This is a genomic window from Lacticaseibacillus salsurae (assembly GCF_045862175.1).
Taxonomy (GTDB): domain Bacteria; phylum Bacillota; class Bacilli; order Lactobacillales; family Lactobacillaceae; genus Lacticaseibacillus; species Lacticaseibacillus salsurae.
This window is the reverse complement of record NZ_BAAFZI010000114.1, coordinates 1-2,820: the sequence shown is the minus strand read 5'-3', so window position 1 is coordinate 2,820 and position 2,820 is coordinate 1. Positions and strand designations below refer to the sequence as shown.

Below are 2,820 nucleotides of genomic sequence, written 5' to 3'. Positions count from 1 at the left end.
GTTGATCCATCTTGATTTGGACGATATCGGGTTTATCTGACATAAAAAATACCTCACCATAATTGATGAGGTCAGTGTACCGCTGGAAATTTGATTAGGGAATCCGTGCTGTTATCTCCTGCTTACTTAAAGCATAGCACTAGGAGGCATAGGTGCCTTTTTTGTTATTCAAAAAGGTCTAGAACTTCTAGTGTGGAAGTATCTTCCAACACCAAAAATTCTAGACCCTTAAAAACCTGCTTCGATTTTCAAAATCGAAGCAGGTTTTTTGAATGGCTTCAACTTATAAGCCAAGTTTGGGTAACAAGCGATTGCGGCGCTGGGGTTTGCCAGCATGAATCAAAATCGCAGCCAGCGCGGCTTCAATGACAAACACGACTAACACCACGATCATGGTAGTCAATTGAAAGCCGCCAGCAGGATGGCTGCCAGGTGTCCCCATGCCCACTGTGAGGTAGTCAAATGAGAAATGATAAGCCATCGCGGATAACAAGTTACCACTGCGCTGATACAACGCCGCAAACAACAAACCGCCACCTAAGGCACTGATCATTTGCACGCATACTGCTGAAAAACTTTCACCAGACAAGTTCACCAAGTGCATCAGCGCGAACAATCCAGCCGAAACTAAAAACGCATTACGGCCAGCATGTCTGCCTTTTAGCCGTTGGCGCAAGGCGCCGAACACCACGCCACGCATGCCCATTTCTTCAACAACGCCTGGAATCAAAGCCATGATGATCGCCCAAGGCAAGTGATCAACGCCGTGAATGCTGACCAGCAGTGCACTTTCAGCCAGCCAGACGATTGCCAACAAGGCCCAAGTCAGCGGCCGAAAGTTGGCAAAATAGATTTTCTGACCGATAAACAACCAGTTCATGCCAAAAATTAATAACAGTGCAAATAACTTGTAAACCATTAAGCTCACCATGCCTGGCGCAATGAAAGTGCCCGGCGCGATGATCGTGCGAAATAGCAGACTAAATCCTATCTCCCCAATCACTTCATACAAAAGTGCAAAGCAAATCACTTGCCAGATCACTGGCAGTCGGCGCAACTTTTCCATAGCGGACCCCCCCTGTGCTTAATCATAAGCCTACAGGGTGAAAACGCAATCAAAAAATTATGACAGTGTTAGTGCAATTGATAAATGGTTTGATACTGAGCGGTGTCACAAGGCATCAAGGTAAAGCCTGCTAAATCGCGAGGATCGTACTGTGGTTCTAAGGCGATGCCGATGTGATCTCCGCTGGTTTTACCGATCAAGGATAAGGCGTCATCCCAATTATTGGCGGTATAGGCCACTAACGCATTGCGATCAGTTGAAATTGAAATTTTGGTATCGTCGCATTGCAAGGTTGCGGCAAGGCGGGGATCATCTAGCAAGTAAATATCATCGAGTCCGCGTTCTGGAATATTTTTTAAAGCGTCGAATATTGAAGTCAACGGGGTTAACTGCTGGAAATCATAGCCAGTATTGACGACTCGTAAGTTCTGCACTTCAGGAAATTTATTGGCCGCAGTCGCGATGCGTTGATGCGCATTGATTTGCAGTTGGTGATCGTCAACGTTATTGGTTGTCCCTAAGTTAAAGTACACATGGCTGGTCGGGTTAAACAACGTCGGCGCCGTGCTAGTGGCAGTGTAAGTGATCACCACTGCATCGTCGTCAGTCAAGCGATATTGAATCGTGACCGACAACGTGCCAGGTTGAATCATCGCGGGAAATTGATGCGTGTAAGTGACGGTATCAGACCCGACGATGACTTCCCAGTTCACGGTATCAAAGCCATTTGGTCCGCCGTGCATATTGTAGCCATCCCCAGTATCTGGCACATGAACGGTTTGCCCGGCCAATTGAAAGGTCAAAGGAATGCGTCCGCCAGTCGGGCCGATGCTGTGGCCGTGATGGCTGGAGTCGTTCAGATAGACTTGCGGTTCGCTGGTTAAGATCAAATCTTGCCGACCATGTGGACTGGGCTTTTGCCAATTGATCCAGGTTGCCCCTTGCGTCATCGTGGTGATCGAGACGCCATGTTGATTTGTTAATGTGGTTGTCTGCATTTTGATAAACCTCCAACGCGTTTCTTCTATTATCTCATGTATGCGCTTTGATACCGGTATCAATCAGCGAACATGACACGAAACGTTCAGCGCTTTCATCTAACGCTGATTTTGGTATAATAGACACAGACAAATAGGGGAAACGGTGAAATCAATGGCAGAAAAAGTTAGAATCAATGCAAGTGGCGTCAAGGTAGAGCCACTGAACACCAAAATTGAACATGAAACCAAAGGCACCTCGTACATGGGCCTCGGTGATTACGGCATGATCTATGTCGGCAACAATGGGTTTGAATTTTACGATGACCGTAATCCGAAAAACTACATCCAACTGCCATGGCGTGAAGTCGACGTGATCATCGCGTCGATCATGTTCGGCGGCAAATGGATCCCACGTTTTGCCGTGCGTACCAAGAAAAATGGGACTTACACCTTTGCAGCCCATGATCCCAAAGCCTTATTGCGGGCATGTCGGGAACATATCCCAGCGGATCACATCGTCAAGAGCCTGAGCTTCTTCCAAGTGCTTGGGGCGGCGATCAAGAATTTCCCAAACATCATGAAAAACTTGCCCAACACGATCAAAAACATCGGCAAAAAGAAAAAATAAGGTTCACCCAAGATAGCGGTGACCTTTACCCCTAAAGTTGGAACACAACTTTGGGGGTATTTGTATGACTAAGATTTCAGTAGAAACTTATATCGAAGCCGTAGAGTGTTATCTTACCAGCAACGAGTCAAAGAGACGGGTTGGTG

General features: G+C 46.8%; 3 protein-coding genes. 1 reads left to right on the top strand and 2 read right to left on the bottom strand.

All coding sequences use genetic code 11. The features are described from left to right. Positions 1-283 precede the first annotated feature (283 nt). Positions 284-1,066 carry a CPBP family intramembrane glutamic endopeptidase gene (locus ACKTSG_RS13995; RefSeq protein WP_407895629.1) on the bottom strand — a complete coding sequence of 261 codons (783 nt, stop codon included), beginning with the start codon at positions 1,064-1,066 and terminating at the stop codon, positions 284-286. 68 nt (positions 1,067-1,134) lie between these two features. Then, a complete protein-coding gene (locus tag ACKTSG_RS13990) occupies positions 1,135-2,064 on the bottom strand; it encodes an aldose epimerase family protein (protein ID WP_407895627.1) in 930 nt (309 codons plus the stop codon). Positions 2,065-2,218: 154 nt separating this feature from the next. On the opposite strand from ACKTSG_RS13990, the gene ACKTSG_RS13985 reads away from it, so the two are divergent. Next, positions 2,219-2,674, top strand: coding sequence for a DUF956 family protein (locus ACKTSG_RS13985; RefSeq protein ID WP_407895626.1), 456 nt, complete (start codon positions 2,219-2,221; stop codon positions 2,672-2,674). Positions 2,675-2,820 lie beyond the last annotated feature (146 nt).